This is a genomic window from Halalkalibacter lacteus (assembly GCF_036663595.1).
GTDB classification, from domain to species: Bacteria; Bacillota; Bacilli; order Bacillales; family Bacillaceae_D; genus Halalkalibacter; species Halalkalibacter lacteus.
The window spans coordinates 1-278 of record NZ_JAWRVL010000171.1; the positions used below are offsets into that span (position 1 = coordinate 1).

Annotated in this window: 1 protein-coding gene; it reads left to right on the forward strand. The window is 59.4% G+C overall.

Translation table 11 applies throughout. The annotated features are described in order from the left end of the window. Positions 1–278 (forward strand): LLM class flavin-dependent oxidoreductase (locus SAZ04_RS21955; protein ID WP_332699679.1); only part of this gene is annotated, 278 nt, incomplete at both ends.

The window sequence follows — 278 nt, forward strand, 5'->3', positions numbered from 1 at the left end:
GGCGCAGCATTTTCTCACCGGGCCGGATGCGGCGATCTTGCAGTCTATTCCATTGTTGGCTTATCTCGCCGGCCGGGTGCCGGGGATGTACGTCGGCACTTCGATATTCTTGTTACCGCTGCACCATCCGGTGATGGTCGCCGAGTACATGGCTACGCTCGACAATCTGTCCGGCGGCAAACTGCTTTTTGGCGTCGGTCAGGGCTATCGCGAAAGCGAGTTCAAGTCATTCGGCATCGATCTGCGCGAACGGCGCGGGCGATTGGTCGAGAGTCTCG